We start from the raw sequence: 16,264 nt of genomic DNA, 5'->3' as shown, positions 1-16,264 counted from the left end.
GAGCTGATCTAAGGTTGTGCCCGTGGATCCCCAGTTCACGATCGACGTGCTGACCGCAACCGGGTCTGCCGGAACCGGCCCGACCGGAACCGGCTCTGCCGGGACCGAGCCGTCCGGCGGCTGGTCGGCGGGCCTGGTCGAGCTGTGCCGCGCGGCGCTGGACCTGCCCGAGGACGCCGCCGAGGCGGCGGCGATCGTGCCCCTGCTGAGTGATCCCGACCCGACGGTCGGCCGCCGCCCGGTCGCCCTGGTCGGCCGCCCGGCGCCGGCCACCGTCAGCCCGTCGACCGGCACCCTCGCCCCGACCGGCGCCGCGGGCGGAGCGCCCGTCGGGGTGCTGCTGGGTTCGATCTCGCACACGAATCCGACGGTCGGGCACGTCGAACTGCTCGCGGTCCATCCCTCGGCGCGCCGGCGCGGGCTGGGTCGCGCCCTGCTGGAGCGGGCGGAGCTGGTCCTGGCCGGACTCGGCGCCCGCGAGGTGGTGCTTGCCGGCAACCCACCGCGGTACGCCTGGCCGGGCATCGACGTGCGCTACACCCCGGCGATCTGCACCGCGCTGGCGCTCGGCTACGAGCAGTACCGGACCGCCTGGAACATGACCGCCGACCTGTCGGCGCCGGACGCCCCGGGACTGCGGGACACCGCGCCGGCCGAGCGGCGGCTGGCCGGGCAGGGCGTCACGGTACGCCGGGCCGAGCCGGCGGACCTTCCGGCCCTGGTCGCGTTCGCCGAGGAGGTCTTCGGCGGATCGTGGCCCGGCGAGCTCACCCGTTCGGTGGGCCGCCCGGATGCCGGCTGTCACCTCGCCGTACGCGACGGGAAGCTGCTGGCCTTCGCGGCGTGGGGGTCGTCCCGGCCCACCTGGTTCGGCCCGACGGGCACGGCGCCGGCCGCGCAGGGCCTCGGCATCGGCTCGATCCTGTTACGTCGCTGTCTTGCCGACCAGCGGGCCGCCGGCCACGACCGGGTACAGATCGGCTGGGTGGGCCCGGTGCCGTTCTACTCCCGCACCGTCGGGGCCCGGATCGAACGGGTCTTCTCCCTCTACCGCAAGCCGCTGGTCGGCGCCGGCTAGCCCGCGCGACGACAGCCGGGACGGCGGTGGGGGCGGACCGCTCGCGCGGCCCGCCCCCACCGGCAGGTGTTTCCGGACTCAGAAGTCCATGTCCCCGCCACCCGGCGCAGCCGGGGCTGCCGGGGTCTTCTCCGGCTTGTCCGCCACCACTGCCTCGGTGGTGAGGAACAGGGCCGCGATCGACGACGCGTTCTGCAGCGCCGACCGGGTCACCTTGGCCGGGTCGATGATGCCGGCCTTGAGCAGGTCGACGTACTCACCGCTGGCGGCGTTCAGGCCGTGGCCGGTGTCCAGGTTGCGGACCCGCTCCACCACGACGCCACCCTCGAGACCGGCGTTGACGGCGATCTGCCGCAGCGGCGCGTCCAGAGCGATCTTGACGATCTGGGCGCCGGTGGCCTCGTCACCGGTCAGGTCCAGCTTGTCGAAGGCGGTCTTGCCGGCCTGCACCAGCGCGACACCACCACCCGGGACGATGCCCTCCTCGACGGCCGCCTTCGCGTTGCGGACGGCGTCCTCGATGCGGTGCTTGCGCTCCTTGAGCTCGACCTCGGTGGCCGCGCCGACCTTGATCACCGCAACACCGCCGGCCAGCTTGGCCAGGCGCTCCTGCAGCTTCTCCCGGTCGTAGTCGGAGTCGCTCTTCTCGATCTCGGCGCGGATCTGGTTGACCCGACCCTGGATCTGGTCGGCGTCGCCGGAACCGTCGACGATGGTCGTCTCGTCCTTGGTCACCACGACCTTGCGGGCGCGGCCCAGCATGTCGAGGTTGACGGCGTCCAGCTTGAGGCCGATCTCCTCGCTGATGACCTGGCCACCGGTGAGGATGGCGATGTCGGCCAGCATGGCCTTGCGGCGGTCACCGAAGCCCGGCGCCTTGACGGCGACCGACTTGAAGTTGCCGCGCACCTTGTTGACGATCAGGGTGGCCAGCGCCTCGCCCTCGACGTCCTCGGCGATGATGGCCAGCGGCTTGCCCGACTGCATGACCTTCTCGAGGATCGGCAGCAGGTCCTTGACCGACGAGATCTTGCTGTTGACGATCAGCAGGTAGGGGTCGTCGAGGACGGCCTCCATCCGCTCCGGGTCGGTCCAGAAGTAGGGCGAGATGTAGCCCTTGTCGAAGCGCATACCCTCGGTGAGCTCGAGCTCGAGCCCGAAGGTGTTGCTCTCCTCGACGGTGATGACGCCTTCCTTGCCGACCTTGTCCATCGCCTCGGCGATGATCTCGCCGACGCTGGTGTCACCGGCGGAGATCGAGGCCGTGGAGGCGATCTGCTCCTTGGTCTCGATGTCCTTCGCGAGCTTGGCCAGCTCCTCGGTCACCGCACCGACGGCGGCCTCGATGCCCCGCTTCAGGGCCATCGGGTTCGCGCCGGCCGCGACGTTGCGCAGGCCCTCGCGGACCAGCGCCTGGGCCAGGACGGTCGCCGTCGTCGTGCCGTCACCGGCGACGTCGTCGGTCTTCTTGGCGACCTCCTTGACCAGCTCAGCGCCGATCTTCTCGTAGGGGTCCTCGAGTTCGATTTCCTTGGCGATGCTCACACCATCGTTGGTGATGGTGGGGGCACCCCACTTCTTCTCGAGCACGACGTTGCGGCCCTTGGGGCCGAGCGTCACCTTCACGGCGTCGGCGAGCTGGTTCATGCCCCGCTCGAGGCCGCGGCGCGCCTCTTCGTCGAACGCGATCATCTTGGCCATACGGCGTTGTCCTCCTGGACACTCAACGGCTCCCCGGACGGTTGTCCCGGATGCGCCGTCTGACTACGCACCTTCGGACGTCACTACTGCGCTTGCCCGCGGCGTCGACGGCGCACGAGGCGCTTGACCGACTCCGACGCGCAAGGCGACAGGGACGTCCGCCGGCCGGGCGGACAGCCCGCGACGACCGGCCACGTGCCTCGTCCCCGTCTCCATGGGTCCGTGACCGTGGCCCTACCGCCCCGACCATTGGCACTCACATGGCGCGAGTGCCAATGACTTGTTTAGCACTCTCCCCTGCCGAGTGCAAGCGCGTCCGGCCCGATCGTGCCGCCCCGCCGGCGGCGTGCGGTCCGATCGGTGGAGTCGAAGCGCGTCAGGCCCGCCCGCACCCGGTGCCGGCCCGACCGGGCGGGCAGCAGCGGGTACGGACGGGCCTGCGGCGAAGACGTCGGGCCTCGGGGTCGGCACGGGGAGCGGCCACCGTGCGGGTCCAGATCGGAAAACGTCGATACAAAGCTCAGGCGATCACACGCACCTTTTCGGCCTGCGGACCCTTCTGCCCCTGGGCGACCTCGAACTCGACCCGCTGGCCGTCGTCGAGCGACTTGTAGCCGTCCATCTCAATGGCGGAAAAGTGGACGAACACGTCCGATCCTCCATCGACGGCAATGAATCCGTAGCCCTTTTCGCTGTTGAACCATTTGACGGTGCCCTGAGCCATTGTGACTTCCTTACTTCGATGGTGCCGAACCCACTTGAGCCCCTGACACCGCGTGCGCCTGCCCCGGTCGCGGTTTTCCGACCGACACTCCCTCGCGGTGAAACAGCGACCGAAATCGCACGTTACACGAGCGGTGACGACGGCGCACTACCCCAAATCGGACAGCGATCGGGATCCGGGAAAGCGCTTGGACATCCGATCGCCCATCGTCGCGCGTCGCTTGCTTTTCAAATTTGAATCCCCAGGTCCGAGCGCTTCCACTCCTGAAACACACGCATCGCAATCAATCTAGTTGCCAACCGGGACGGACCACGGTAGTTGTTGCGGTGTGACCAGTGTGTGGCCGCCGGCCGTGGACACCTCCTCCGTCGACCGGCCGACGTGCCGGCCGGCCCGTCCGCCCGCGCCCCGGGTCCGACGGGTCACCACCCGGGACGCCGCCCGGATGCGGGCACTGCGTCTGGAGATGCTCGCCGACACGCCGCTGGCCTTCCTGGAGACGCTCGCCGAGCACGCCGCCCGTCCGCACGCCGAGCACGTGGCCCGGATCGCCGGGTGCGCGACCGGTCCGATCCGGGGCCAGTTCGTGGCGGAGGTCGACGGCCGGTTCGTCGGGCACGCCGGCGGCACGGTCGTACCCGGGGAGCCGGACCTGACCTTGATCTTCGCCGTCTACGTCACCCCGGCCCGGCGCGGCACGGGCCTGCTGGCCGACCTCGTCGAGGCGGTGGCCGCCTGGTCCCGATCCACCGGCCGGCCGGAGTTGCTGATGGAGGTGGTGGTCGGCAACGACCGGGCGGTCCGCGCCTACCGGCGGCTGGGCTTCGTCGACACCGGGGTCCGGGTCCCGCACCCCACCGTCCCCGTGCTGACCGAGCTGCGGATGCGCCGCCCGGCCTGACACCCCGACGGGCCCCCGCCGACCGCTTGCGCGATGGGCGAGGGCCCGTCCTCGGGTCGGGCGGCGCGGTGCCGCTCGGGCGTACCGGTGCGCTCAGGCGTGTCGGCGGCTCTGCACGATCCGGAACCGGTTGGCGACGTAGGCGCCGTCGGTCAGGGCCGCGTTCGCGGCCGGGTTCGCGCCGCTGGCGTGGAAGTCCGAGAACGCCGCCGACTGGTTGACGAACACCCCGCCGGTGAGGTTGCAGGACAGGTGCACCCCCACGTCCACGGCCACCTTCTCGGCCGCGTCGAGGACGTCCTCGTCCGTGGAGTAGACGCCCGCGGTCAGCGCGCCGCCCGCGCCCACCGTGTCCCGGAAGATCCGCAGGCTGTGCTCGGTGGAGTCAGTCGCGATGACGAACGAGATGGGTCCGAACCACTCCCGGCCGTAGATCTCCGCCGCGTCCGCCGCCAGTTTCACGATCGTCGGGGTACGCACCACCGCGCCCGGATATTTCGGGTGCTCCACCGTCCGCGACTCCAGCACCACCTCGCCGAGTTTCGCCGCCTCGGTCAGTCGCTCCAGCACCCCGTCGTTGACGATGGCACCGGTCAGCTCGACGCCCCGGGCCGGATCCCCGGTGAGCTTGCCGACCGCGGCGGCGATCCCGGCGGCCACCTCGTCGAAGCTCCTGTGCCCCTGGTCGGTCTCGATGCCGCCGGCCGGGATCAGGATGTTCTGCGAGGTGGTGCACATCTGGCCGCTGTACAGGGTCAGCGTGAAGCCGAGGTTGCGGCACATCCCGGCGAAGTCGTCGGTGGAGTCGACGACGACCGTGTTGAGGCCGGCCTTCTCGGTGTAGACGGCGGCCTGCCGGGCGTTGTCCTCCAGCCAGTCGCCGTACTCGGTGGAACCGGTGAAGTCGACGATCTTGACCTCGGGCCGGGTGGCCAGGCCGGAGGCGAGCCCTTCGCCGGGCGCCTCGACGGCGAGCTGCACCAGGTTGGGGTCGAACCCGGCCTCGGCGAGCACCTCGCGGGCGTACCGCACCGTGATCGCCAGCGGCAGGACGGCCCGCGGATGCGGCTTGACCAGCACCGGGTTGCCGGTGACCAGCGAGGCGAACAACCCCGGGTACGAGTTCCAGGTCGGGAAGGTGTTGCAGCCGATCACCAGGGCGACGCCGCGGGGCACCACGTGGAAGGTCTTGACCATCCGCAGCGGCTCGCCCTTGCCGGCCGGCTTCTCCCAGTCGGCCGTGCCGGGGTGCCGGTTCATCTCCGCGTACGCGTAGGCCACCGCCTCCAGGGCCCGGTCCAGCGCGTGTGCCCCGCCGGCTTGGAAGGCCATCACGAAGGCCTGGCCGCTGGTGAACTGCACCGCGTTGGCCAGCTCGAAGACGTGCCGGTGCAGCCGGGCGAGGATCTCCAGGCAGACCCCGGTCCGGGTCCGCGGGCCGGCGTCCCGCCAGGCCGGCAGCGCGGTGGTGGCGGCGGCGATCAGGGCGTCCGGGTCGGCGTGCGGATAGCGCACGCCGAGATCCACCCCGAACGGGCTGACCTCGGTGGCCACCCGATCGCCGGCACCCGGCTGGTCGAGCGGGAAGTCACCGCCCAGGTACGCCCGGAAGGCGGCCTCACCGTCGGCGGCGGCGGTCTCGCCGTACACCCGGGGGCTGGGTGATTCCGGGTAGGCGGACCAGTAGCCGCGCTCGGTGATCGCGGTCAGCGCGCGGGTCAGCGTCTCGGCGTGCGCGGCGTAGAGGGGATGCGGGGTCTCCGTCATGCCCGCCATCATGCCCCAGCCGGCCCCGGGCCAGCACCTCAGGCGCTGCCGCCCGGGATCGTCAGAGCGTCAGCTGCCAGTCGGTCCAGCGGTCCACCGGCCGGAATCCGATCGCCTCGTTGATCGAGATCATGTGCTCGTTGTCGGCGGCGTTCCAGGTGTCGACGGACCGCAGGGCCGGCTCGTTCGCCATGGCGTACCGCAGGTTTTCGATCTTCAGGAGGGTGCCGAGCCGGCGCCCGCGGTGTGCCGGATCGACGATGGTGATCTGTTGGAAGGCGTGCCAGTCCGGGGTGGCACCGACGTCGATGGTCGTCCAGGCGACCAGCCGGCCGGTCGCCTCGTGCCGCGCCGCCGTGTGGTACGTCCGCCGGCCCGCCGCCACCCGCGCCTCGGCGATCCCCCGGGCGCGGGTCGCGTCGATCTTCTCCGGCTCGTAGTCGAGTTCGCCCGTCGGCGCGTCCAGCAGCAGCCGACCGTCCAGGTAGGCCAGATCGGCGAGGTACTCCTCCGGCGGGATGCCGGGCCAGCGGACGGTCCGGTAGTCCCCGGCCCGGGACCGCGCCTCGGCGAGCTGCCGGTCGAGGGCGACCTCGTCGAGCCCGGTGGCGTCGAGCCGACGGCGGACGTCGACCAGCGCGGCCGTCGCGCCGACCGCGCGGGCGAACGCGTCACCCGCGGGATCGCGTTCCGGGCCGTCCGGCAGGGTGCCGGCGGTCTGGCCGATGATCCGCTTCCGACCGAGGTCACCCATCAACCGGACGACCCGCCGGTGCAGGGCCCGCCCGACGCCCCGGCGGCGACTCCCGGGCCGGACGTGCACCTGCACCACCGCCATCGCGGTGTTGTCCGCCTGGGGGAGTTCGAGTTCGGCGAAGCCGACCGGTTCCCCGTCGAGCCGGGCGAGCAGCCAGCGATAGCCCGTCACCGGCATCGGATGCCGCAGGCCGCCGAAGAAGCGCTGCCGGCACAACGGCGGAAAGCCGGGCAGGTCCGCCGCGAGACTCGCGGCCTTGATCTCGTACGCCCGCTCGAAGCTCGTGTGGTCGTCCTGCCGGATCGAGTCGACGGTGATGTCCATGGGGCGAGGGTGCCCCGGGGAGCGGTGGGACCGCGAACGATTTAGCCGTCGGCCGGTCGGGAAGAAAGGGTCGACCTCGGCGTCCGGGTCGTCACCTGCTTGGTCGGGAGGGCGATCGCACAACGCCTCCGGCGCTGGGTCGTAAGAACTTCAAAAGTCTACGGCGATGCGCCCTCCCGCACGGAGCATCTTGCGTTGCGCAGTTGCGTCCGTCAAGTCCCCGGAAGGAGTTTTCTTCTACTGACAGCAAATCCCCAGCTACCAACCGCAGCAAAACGTGGAAGTTTCAGCCCAGCAGTCCTGCGTCCCGTACCGCCCGCAACGAAGCCTTTACCCGATGGGACGGTCCCACCTGGCCGGCGACCGCGTCGATCGTCTTCAGCCCCTCACCGGTGTTGTAGACGACCGTCTCCCGGGTCGGGTCCAACCGGCCGGACTCGACGAGCTTGCGCAGCACGGCGACGGTGACCCCGCCGGCGGTCTCGGCGAACACGCCGGTGGTCCGGGCCAGCAGCCGGATCCCCGCCCGGATCTCGTCGTCGTCGGCGTGGTCCATCCAGCCACCGGTACGCCGGACCGCCTCCAGCGCGTACAGGCCGGCGGCCGGGTCGCCGATGTTCAGCGACTTCGCGATGCCGGTGGGCCGTACCGGGGTGACAGTGTCGGTGCCGGCGTGCAGCGCGGTCGCGATCGGGTTGCAGCCGGTGGACTGCGCGCCGAACACCGTCCAGCCGCCGTCCGGGGCGGTCGCCAGTCCTATCTCGACCAGTTCGCTGAACGCCTTGTCAATCTTGGTGAGCAGCTCGCCGCTGGCCATCGGGACCACCACCTGCGCCGGGATCCGCCAGCCCAACTGCTCGGCCACCTCGTAGCCGAGCGTCTTGGAACCCTCCGCGTAGTAGGGCCGGACGTTCACGTTGACGAACGCGGTGTCCTCGAACTCGTCGGTCTCCACCAACTCGCCACAGAGTCGATTGACGTCGTCGTACGACCCGTCGATGGCGACCAGGTCGCCCCCGTACACGGCGGTGGTGATCACCTTGCCCGGTTCCAGGTCGGCCGGGATGAAGACGATCGACGGTACGCCGGCCCGGGCCGCGTGGGCGGCGACCGAGTTGGCCAGGTTACCGGTGGAGGCGCAGGCGAACCGGGTGAAGCCGAGCCCGCGGGCGGCGGTCAGCGCCACCGACACCACCCGGTCCTTGAACGAGTGGGTGGGGTTGGCGCTGTCGTCCTTGACCCACAGCGGGGCGTGGATGCCCAACTCGGCGGCGAGTCCGGTGGCCGCCACCAGCGGGGTGAGCCCGGGGTCGAGGGTGATCCGACCGGCCGGGTCCTGTCCGGCGGGCAGCAGCGGCGCGTACCGCCAGATGTTGTGCGGCCCGGCCTCGATGTCGGCGCGGGTGACCCGGGCGAGCGCCGCCGGGTCGTAGCTGACCTCCAGCGGGCCGAAACACTCGAAACAGGCGTGCTGCGCGACCAACGGGTACTCGGCGCCGCAGCCGCGGCAGACCAGGCCGCGGGCCGGTCCGGCCGCGACGCGGCCGGCGTCGGCGCGCTCGTCGGAGGTGGCGTGGTGGGATCCGGATTCGATGATCGACGTCACGTCGAGGTCCTCTCATCTTTCCCCGCATCGCGATCTGCGGCGGGGACGGAATTGGCACCTGTCCCGCTCTCGCTCTGCGTCGAGCCGGCGGGGTGGTTGCCGGGGCGTCATCGGGCCGTATCCCTCAGCCCCTCTGGATGAGGTATTCAGTTGTCCCGGCCGAGTTTACGGCGCATCCGCGGGCGCGCCGAGCCGCCGTCCCACGCAGTGGGCGGCAAGTCGAGTGGTCCGGCTCACGCCGGCCGGCGTCGGCCGACCGCCGGCCCGCGGCACCACCTCGACGGTCCGGCCGAGGGCGGTTGCTTCGTGGTGCCCAGCGCCGCGCCGATCCGGGACAGCGCAGCTCCATGATCATTGGCAGTTTTTCCGTTGCCGAATCGGCGTGTCGTACGGAAAAACTGCCAACGATCATGGGGGCCTTGGGGCGGTCCGGGTGCGGGCGGGGTGGGTTCGGGTGATGATCGTGGTGTTGGTAGAGCCACCGGAGGTCGGAGGTGGGCGGGGTGGTCAGTCAGATCACGCAGTGGACGTTGGACGTGCGGGACACCGATCGGATGGCCGAGTTCTGGTCGCGGGTTCTGGGCTACCGGGTCGAGAAGGGCGACGACGGCTGCGCGAAGCTCTACCCGCCGGACGACGCTCCCCCGGGCACGCTCACCGTCTGGTTGCAGCGGGTCGACGCCTCCAAGGCCGGCAAGAACCGCAACCACCCCGACCTGAACCCGACCGACGGCGACGTCGAGGCCGAGGTCGAGCGGCTGCTGGCGCTCGGCGCCCGGCACACGGACGTGGGCCAGACCGACGCCGACCCGTTCGTCGTGCTGGCCGACCCGGAGGGCAACGAGTTCTGCGTGCTGCGCAACCGCACCCGGGAGGTCTGATGCTCAACGGTCGGCGTTCGGAGCTCGGACGTAAACGCCGCGCCCTTGATGGCCCTCGACCAGACCCTCGGCGCGCAGGATGAGCATCGCGGACCGGATGACCTGCGTGGAGACGTCGTACTTGGCGCACAGCTCGGAGGTCGACGGCAGTTTGTCGCCTGGCTTGCCGCCAGCCTGATGACGGCGGTGGGCGCGCTCAGGACGTACGCCGAGGAACTGACCGGTCCCGCGACCGGCTGATGCCTCCTTCCGGCCCTGCCCGACGCGGTGGTCGGAAGCGGGAAATGGCCCGGGGTGGCTGCCGGGCTCCGGTCGCGGCGGCCCGGGATCGCCTTCGACCGGCCCCGCCCGCCTCGGTGTCGCCCGGGCCGGTTCACCTGACGACGCGGTGCCAGATGTTGACGGCGTGCGGTACGTGACTGACGCTGAGCTGCTCCAGCTTGACGTTGCTGCCGCCGGGATGGTCGAACAGCCGGACGCCGTCGCCGAGCAGCACCGGCGCCACCAGGGTGAGGATCTCGTCAAGCAGGCCGGCCGCCAGGCACTGCCGGGCGACGTCGGCGCCGAGCACGTTGACGTACTTGTCCCCGGCCGCCGCCTTGGCCGCGGTGACGGCCTCGGCCAGGTCGTCGACGAAGGTGATGTCCGCCGAGGCCGGTCGCGGGTGATGGGTGAGCACGAACTGTGGTCCCTCCCAGCCACCGCCGAACGCCTTGCCCTCCCGCTCCTCGACCCCCTTGTACGGGTCGTCGCCACCGAAGGTGCGGTTGCCGACCAGGAGCGCGCCGATCCGTCCGATCAGGTCGTCCACCATCGGGTTGGGTCCGAGGTGCTCGGTGAGCCAGGACATGTCGCCACCGGGACCGGCGATGAAGCCGTCCAACGACATGGTGACCGAGTACAGCAGCTTCCCCATCGCCTGCCTCCTGCCGAGGGTGCCCGAGCGTCCCCTGGCGTTCTACCAGCGACCTGTCACATTCTCGTCGGCCCGAGAGCCGGTCGGCCGCGACGTGCGCCGCACAGGGCGTTCGCACACCACGTCCGGGCCCGGGTCGGTCGAACGCGACGTCCGATCGCCGCCAGCGGTCCGGGGCGTGTCGGGTCAGAGTTGGACGGCGCGCGAGCCGCGCGCGGCCCGACCCGGGCCGGAGAGATGGGATCGACGATGCATCGCGTGTCCGACACGAAAGTCTTCTACTTCGGCACCCCGGTGGTGCTGATCAGTTCCCGGAACGAGGACGGTGGGTTCAACCTCGCGCCGATGTCGTCGGCGTGGTGGCTGGGTCGGACCTGCGTGCTGGGCCTCGGCAACAGTGGCCAGACCACGGCCAACCTGTTGCGCGAACGGGAGTGCGTGCTCAACCTCGTGCCGTCGTCGCTGGTCGACGCCGTGGACCGGATCGCGCTCACCACCGGCCGGCCGGTGGTGCCGACCGGCAAGGCGGAGCAGGGCTACCGGTACGAGCCGGACAAGTTCGCGGTCGCCGGCCTCACCCCGCAACCGGCGGACCTGGTCCGGCCGCCGCGGGTCGCCGAGTGCCCGATCCAGTTGGAGTGCCTGGTCACCGAGGCGCACCCGATGACCCAGCCGGGGCTGTCCGCCACCGCCTTCCACGTGACCGTCGAACGGACGCACGTCGAGGAGGAACTGATCATCCCGGGTACGCACTACGTCGACCCGATCCGGTGGGACCCGCTGATCATGAAGTTCTGCGAGTTCTTCGGCGGCGGGGGGAACCTGCGTCCGTCGCGCCTGGCCGCCGGCTGGCGGATGCCGCACGAACTGCGACCCGTTCGGTGACGTGATCCGGAAGACCTCGGCAGGTGGGTGACCGGGTCGAGGTCTTCCGGATCGCACGGTCTGTCGTACCGGGGCGGGTCCGAGCGCGACCGGACCGTGGCCGCCTTCGCCGACCATCCGATGGACGGCCCGCGGACGGGCCGTCAGGCGGTGGCCGCGGCCCGGCGGTCGGTGGACCGGTCGGTCAACTCGGTCCGGTCCCGGCGGAGCAGGGCGTCCACCGCCCACGGTCCGGCGCCCAGCACGGCGACCAGCAGGAACGACCAGCAGAACATGGCCGCGGCCTCGCCGCCGTTGGTCATCGGCAGCAGGCCCTTCTCCTGGTGGACGGTGAAGTAGGCGTACGCCATCGAGCCGGAGGCGAGCAGCGCCGCCGGGCGGGTGAGCAGCCCGATCAGCACCAGGCCGCCGCAGACCAACTGGATCAGCGCGGCCCACCAGCCGGGCCACTGGCCCATCGGGACCGGTTGACCGGTGCCCCGGTTGCCGCCCAGCACCCCGAAGATCGAGGCCAGACCGTGGCAGACGAACAGCAGCCCGACCACAATGCGGAACAGGGACAGTACCGAGCCCTTGAATCGGACATCATTCATCTTTGACGCCTCCTTTGGGAGCGCTACCAGGAGCCCTCAGGATGCAACAAATATTTATGATTGTCGATATAGAACGCTCAACTACTTTTTCCGCCGCAGGTCACGGCGCATGAGTTTCGCGCTCAGCTGGTGACGTCCTTGCGGGTGAAGCGCCAGAAGGCCAGCGCCCAGAAGACGGTGGCGTAGGAGACGGCCGAGATGCAGCCCCGGACGATGTCATCGGTCTGCACCGGGGTGGACAACAGGCCCAACCAGGCCGACGAGTAGTGCGTCGGCAGGAAGTCGCGCAGCACCCCGAGGGCGGTGATCTGGTCCAGGATCCCGGACAGGATCCACAGCAGCACCGCACCGCCGACCGCGCCCAGCGCGGCGTCCGTCGAGACCGACAGCAGGAACGCCAGGCCGGCCACCACCAGCAGGACGACCGCCAGGTAGCCGAGGATGCCCAGCAGTCGGAGCACTCCCTCGCCGGTCGGGATCTCGTCCGCGATGCTGCTGCGCAGCGGATGCCAGCCGTAGCGCAGCGTCCCGGCCAGCAGCGCGGTGCCGGCCAGCAGCAGCAGCGCGAACCCCGAGTACGCCAGCGCCACCACCAGCTTCACCGCCAGCAGCCGGGCCCGGGGCACCGGTACGGCGAGCAGGTAGCGCAGGCTCCCCCAGCTCGCCTCGCTGGCCACCGTGTCGCCGCAGAACAGCGCCACCACGACCACCAGCAGGAAGGACGCCGACACGAAGATGGCGAACAGGGTGAAGTTCAGCCCACCCGAGACGGCCTGGTCGATCAGGCTGGCGAACTCGCCGCCGCCGTTGTTGTCGTCCTTGCCGGAGTCGAACTGGAACGCCACCAGGATGATCAACGGCAGCAGCACCATGAACCCGAGCGCCAACTGGGTACGCCGCCGGCTGGCCTGCCGGCGGACCTCGGCCCAGACCGACAGGGTGGCCGACGGCCGGTAGCCGGCCGCCCCGCCCGCCGCGTCGACCAGGCCGACCGACGAACCGCCGCCCGACGAACCGGCGCCCGACGAACCGCCGCCCGCTCCGGGCCGGTCCGCACCGCCGGGAGCCTCGCTCGCACCGTTCACCGTGGACATCAGCGGTCCCCGCTTCCCCGAGAGTTGTCGCCCACCAGGGCGAGGAACGCGTCCTCCAGCCGGCGGCGTGGCATCACCCGGTCCACGCCGATCCCGGCCCGGACCAGTTCGGCCACCACCTCGCTGCGGGCGGTGCCGTTGGTGTCCACCACCAGCGCCCCGTCGCCGTCCGGCAGCACGTGCACGCCGCCCATCCGGGACAGCACGTCCCGGGCCGTCGCCGGGTCGGTGACGTCGAACTGCACGCTCGGCGACTCGCCGACGATCTCGTCCACCGGGCCGGACGCCACGATCTCGCCCTTGTTCACCACCACCGCGTGCGTGCAGGTCTGCTCCACCTCGGCCAGCAGGTGGCTGGAGACCAGCACCGCCCGGCCGTCGGTGGCGTACCGCTTGAGCACTCGGCGCATCTCGGCGATCTGCGGCGGGTCCAGCCCGTCGGTCGGTTCGTCGAGCACCAACAGTTGGGGCAGGCCCAGCATGGCCTGCGCGATGGCCAGCCGTTGCTTCATGCCGTGGCTGTACTTGCGGGTCTTGCGGTGCACCGAGTCGCCCAGGCCGGCGATCTCCAGCGCCTCCTCGAAGTGGGCGTCCTCGACCGGCCGGCCGGTGGCCCGCCAGTACGACCGCAGGTTCTCCAGCCCGGACAGGTGCGGCAGGAAGCCGGGCCCCTCGACCAGCGCCCCGATCCGGGACAGCACCGGCGAGCCGGGCACCAACGGATGCCCGAAGACGTAGATCTCACCGGCGGTCGGCTGGGTCAGCCCCATCAGCACCCGCAGCGTGGTGGTCTTGCCGGCGCCGTTCGGGCCGAGCAGGCCGACCACCTGACCGGGCCGTACCTCGAAGTCGACCCGCTTGACCGCGACGAAGCCGTCCGCGTACTCCTTGCGCAGGCCCTTGACGACCAGCGGGACGTCGGCGTACGCGGGGTCGACCGAGCGGTTGTGCCGACGGGCCCGGTGGCGGGCCACCAGGACGACCACGACGAGCCCGACCAGGATGGCGGCGAGCAGTCCGACCAGGGCCCAGCGCCAGATCGAGGCGGCGGTGGGAATGGGCGTGCCGGTCGCGGTCGGCAGGGTCACGGCGTCGCCGCCCAGACCCACCGTGTAGACGGTGGGTTGGGCCGGCGTCGCGTACGCCTGGTCCGATGTGGCCACGACGACCCGCAGCCGGTGTCCGGCATCGATCCGGCGGACGATCGCCGGCAGGGTGACCTGGACGGGTCGCGCGGCGGCCAGATCGGTCGGCAGACCGGTCAGCCGGACCGGCGCGACCAAACCGTTGGAGAGGGTGGCCGCGCCCTTCGGGTCGACGTCGTAGAGCTTGACGAAGAGGACCGCCTCGCCGGTGGGGGACGCGGCCCGGATCGAGACCGTGGGCGAACCGATCACGTCCATCGGCTCGGTCAGCGGCGCCGACTCGAATCTCGCGTGCTGACCGGCCAGATCGCCGGCCACCCCGTCGAGCAGCGACGACAACCGGCCGGCCATCGGCAGCGACGAGATCGCCGCCGGGTTGCCCGCGGGCGGGTTGGCGATCGGCTGCGGGGGCCCGGCGATCCCGACGGTCCGGTTCGCGGTGCCGGCCAGGCCGGGGTAGTCGCGGATGCTGTAGCCGGTGGCGACCAGGCCCCGCTCCAGGGCGTCGAAACCGGCGATCCGGGAGAACGTGAAGCTGTCCGCCGGGGCGGCGCCGGAGCCCTTGACGTAGTGGTCGAGCCACTGGAGGGTGAGGAACTTCGTCCGGTCCTGATCGGACTGCGGGCCCTCACCGCCGTCGTGACCGCCGGTGTACCAGGCCACCCGGACCGGGGTGCCGGCGGCGGCGATGCCGCGGGCGTTGGCGTCCGCCTCGGCGAGCGGGAAGAGGGTGTCCACCTCGCCCTGCACCAGCAGCGTGGGTGCCTTGATCTTGTCGAGCACGCCGGCCGGGCTGGACCGGCGCAACAGGGCCACCGCGTCGGCGGAGGCCCGACCGGTGGTGGCGATCTCCAGGTACGCCCGGCAGACGTCCGCCGCGAACCGAGCGCACGCCGGATCGGCGCCGGCCCGGCCGGACGGAACGCCGGGTCCGGTACCCGCCGCACCGGCACCCGGGTCGGGCTGGCCGGCACCCTGCTGGTCCGCGCTCTGCTGGCCGGTGCCGGTGCCGCCGGGAGCGGTGCCGGCGGGGCCGCCCGGGCCGGCGTTGCCGCCGCTGCCGAAGAAGATGCCGGCCCAGCCCTTCTTGAACACGCCCTCGGTCGGTGGCTTCCCGGTCGACTCGGGCAGGAAGGACCGGGCCAGGTCGTTCCAGGTGATCATCGGGACGATCGCGTCGACGCGCGGATCCTGCGCCGCCAGCAGCAGCGCGAGACCGCCGCCGTACGAGCCGCCGACCACGCCGACCCGGGGGTCCCCGGCGGCGTCCTTGCGGATGTCCGGGCGGTCGGCCAACAGGTCCAGCAGCCGGGACGCGTCGCGGACCTCGTAGTCCGGGCTGTCCAGGTGGATCTGGCCACCGCTGCGGCCGAAGCCACGGGCACTCCAGGTCAGCACCGCGTAGCCCTGCCCGGCGATCTCCTCCGCCTGCGAGCCGACCGACTCCTTGCTCCCGCCGAAGCCGTGGGCGAGCAGCACCGCGGGCACGGGACTGGCGGCCGAGGCACCCTTCGGCAGGTACAGCCGGGTGTCCAGATCGACCGGCTGGTCGCCGTCCGGTCCGGACCGGATGGTGACCATGCGATCGGCGGTGGAAAATGCCTTCGGCTGCGGCCACACCGCCCAGCCGACCGCCCCGGCGGCCAACGCGGTCACCACCGCGACGGTGACCACCCGGCGTCGGGTGGGACGGGGCAGCGCACGGCGCAACCGCGCCGGGAGCGGAGTCGACATGCGCTCACCGTACGGGCCGGTTCCTGAGCGCTGCCTGAGATCCCCCGTACGTCCGCATCCGGTCGCCCGATCGGCAGACTGTTCGGACGTAACGCGCAACGTTCGCAGATCGTGGTGGGATGAATTCGGATCCCGTGAATTACGAACATTACCTACAC

Annotated in this window: 14 protein-coding genes and 1 riboswitch; of the genes, 4 read left to right on the top strand and 10 right to left on the bottom strand. The window is 71.4% G+C overall.

The window, feature by feature from the left end:
- The first annotated feature begins 133 nt into the window (after positions 1 to 133).
- Complete coding sequence (locus tag ACFOX0_RS00955) at positions 134 to 1,078, top strand: GNAT family N-acetyltransferase (protein WP_377541854.1); 945 nt, start codon at positions 134 to 136, stop codon at positions 1,076 to 1,078.
- A gap of 78 nt (positions 1,079 to 1,156) precedes the next feature.
- Here the strand turns inward: ACFOX0_RS00955 and groL are convergent, their stop codons facing one another.
- Both groL and ACFOX0_RS00945 read right to left on the bottom strand, forming a co-directional pair.
- Entirely contained in the window at positions 1,157 to 2,779 is a 1,623-nt protein-coding gene (gene groL, locus ACFOX0_RS00950) for a chaperonin GroEL (RefSeq protein ID WP_377541445.1), read from the bottom strand.
- Between the two features lie 520 nt (positions 2,780 to 3,299).
- Positions 3,300 to 3,503: a cold-shock protein gene (locus ACFOX0_RS00945; RefSeq protein ID WP_377541444.1), complete on the bottom strand. Its 204-nt coding sequence runs from the start codon at positions 3,501 to 3,503 to the stop codon at positions 3,300 to 3,302.
- A gap of 445 nt (positions 3,504 to 3,948) precedes the next feature.
- Here ACFOX0_RS00945 and ACFOX0_RS00940 point away from each other — a divergent pair, with 445 nt between their 5' ends.
- Positions 3,949 to 4,404: a GNAT family N-acetyltransferase gene (locus tag ACFOX0_RS00940; RefSeq protein ID WP_377541853.1), complete on the top strand. Its 456-nt coding sequence runs from the start codon at positions 3,949 to 3,951 to the stop codon at positions 4,402 to 4,404.
- A gap of 93 nt (positions 4,405 to 4,497) precedes the next feature.
- Here the strand turns inward: ACFOX0_RS00940 and paaN are convergent, their stop codons facing one another.
- From paaN to thrC, 3 genes are all read right to left on the bottom strand, one after another.
- Positions 4,498 to 6,171: a phenylacetic acid degradation protein PaaN gene (paaN, locus tag ACFOX0_RS00935; protein WP_377541443.1), complete on the bottom strand. Its 1,674-nt coding sequence runs from the start codon at positions 6,169 to 6,171 to the stop codon at positions 4,498 to 4,500.
- Between the two features lie 61 nt (positions 6,172 to 6,232).
- The gene (locus ACFOX0_RS00930; RefSeq protein ID WP_377541442.1) at positions 6,233 to 7,252 is read right to left on the bottom strand and encodes a GNAT family N-acetyltransferase; all 1,020 of its coding nucleotides are present in this window, start codon (positions 7,250 to 7,252) and stop codon (positions 6,233 to 6,235) included.
- Positions 7,253 to 7,538: 286 nt separating this feature from the next.
- Positions 7,539 to 8,846, bottom strand: coding sequence for a threonine synthase (thrC, locus tag ACFOX0_RS00925; protein WP_377541852.1), 1,308 nt, complete (start codon positions 8,844 to 8,846; stop codon positions 7,539 to 7,541).
- Positions 8,847 to 8,867: 21 nt separating this feature from the next.
- Positions 8,868 to 9,002: riboswitch (SAM riboswitch) on the bottom strand.
- Between the two features lie 359 nt (positions 9,003 to 9,361).
- Here thrC and ACFOX0_RS00920 point away from each other — a divergent pair.
- Entirely contained in the window at positions 9,362 to 9,739 is a 378-nt protein-coding gene (locus ACFOX0_RS00920) for a VOC family protein (protein ID WP_377541441.1), read from the top strand.
- Between the two features lie 3 nt (positions 9,740 to 9,742).
- Here the strand turns inward: ACFOX0_RS00920 and ACFOX0_RS00915 are convergent, their stop codons facing one another.
- Positions 9,743 to 9,871: a GntR family transcriptional regulator gene (locus ACFOX0_RS00915; RefSeq protein WP_377541851.1), complete on the bottom strand. Its 129-nt coding sequence runs from the start codon at positions 9,869 to 9,871 to the stop codon at positions 9,743 to 9,745.
- Positions 9,872 to 10,112: 241 nt separating this feature from the next.
- The gene (locus ACFOX0_RS00910) at positions 10,113 to 10,655 is read right to left on the bottom strand and encodes a dihydrofolate reductase family protein (protein ID WP_377541440.1); all 543 of its coding nucleotides are present in this window, start codon (positions 10,653 to 10,655) and stop codon (positions 10,113 to 10,115) included.
- A 249-nt stretch (positions 10,656 to 10,904) separates the two neighbouring features.
- On the opposite strand from ACFOX0_RS00910, the gene ACFOX0_RS00905 reads away from it, so the two are divergent.
- A complete protein-coding gene (locus ACFOX0_RS00905) occupies positions 10,905 to 11,540 on the top strand; it encodes a flavin reductase family protein (RefSeq protein ID WP_377541439.1) in 636 nt (211 codons plus the stop codon).
- A 143-nt stretch (positions 11,541 to 11,683) separates the two neighbouring features.
- Here ACFOX0_RS00905 and ACFOX0_RS00900 read toward each other — a convergent pair whose 3' ends face one another.
- From ACFOX0_RS00900 to ACFOX0_RS00890, 3 genes are all read right to left on the bottom strand, one after another.
- Entirely contained in the window at positions 11,684 to 12,133 is a 450-nt protein-coding gene (locus ACFOX0_RS00900; protein WP_377541438.1) for a DoxX family protein, read from the bottom strand.
- A gap of 122 nt (positions 12,134 to 12,255) precedes the next feature.
- Positions 12,256 to 13,227, bottom strand: a complete 972-nt coding sequence (locus ACFOX0_RS00895) for an ABC transporter permease (RefSeq protein WP_377541437.1) — start codon at positions 13,225 to 13,227, stop codon at positions 12,256 to 12,258.
- A complete protein-coding gene (locus ACFOX0_RS00890; protein ID WP_377541436.1) occupies positions 13,227 to 16,106 on the bottom strand; it encodes an alpha/beta fold hydrolase in 2,880 nt (959 codons plus the stop codon). Before ACFOX0_RS00890 ends, ACFOX0_RS00895 begins: the two co-directional genes overlap by 1 nt.
- Positions 16,107 to 16,264 lie beyond the last annotated feature (158 nt).

This window comes from Micromonospora zhanjiangensis (genome assembly GCF_042650605.1).
Taxonomy (GTDB): domain Bacteria; phylum Actinomycetota; class Actinomycetes; order Mycobacteriales; family Micromonosporaceae; genus Micromonospora_J; species Micromonospora_J zhanjiangensis.
Note: the sequence above shows the minus strand (reverse complement) of the source record. Positions and strands in the feature narration are given on the sequence as shown.